This window comes from Microbacterium sp. 18062 (assembly GCF_902706225.1).
In the GTDB taxonomy this organism is placed as follows: Bacteria; Actinomycetota; Actinomycetes; order Actinomycetales; family Microbacteriaceae; genus Microbacterium.
In genome coordinates, this window is record NZ_CACSKB010000668.1 from 1 (window position 1) to 386 (window position 386).

Annotated in this window: 1 protein-coding gene; it reads left to right on the plus strand. The window is 69.7% G+C overall.

From position 1 onward, the window contains the following. Positions 1-126: 126 nt before the first annotated feature. Positions 127-386 (plus strand): hypothetical protein (locus GVL03_RS21745; RefSeq protein WP_200847447.1); only part of this gene is annotated, 260 nt, incomplete at its 3' end.

The following is a 386-nucleotide window of genomic DNA, read 5'->3' on the forward strand; positions in this document are numbered from 1 at the left end:
GCCCTACGGCAAGTTCGCGCACGGCATCTTCCGCACCGCCGCGCTGCTGCGCCACAACACCGAGAAGCGCCTGCCGAGCCCCATCGGCGTGGGTGCGGACTGACCCCGCAACGAAAGGATCGCGCCATGACCGAATCCCTGCAGCAACGCTTCGAATCCATCGCGCAGCGCGTGAACGCCGACGACCGGCTGGTGCACCGCGGCCGCCATCTGACCACCGACCTGAAGGTGGTGGTGGGCGACGTGCCCTACCTGCTGCGCATCCGCGGCGGCAGGGTCGAAAGCCTGCAAGCGCAGATGCCTTTGTTCGCTCCGGCCGACCTGATCATCCGCGGCACCGAGGAGGCGTGGGCGGCCCTGTGGGAGCCCATTGCCCGGCCCGGCTG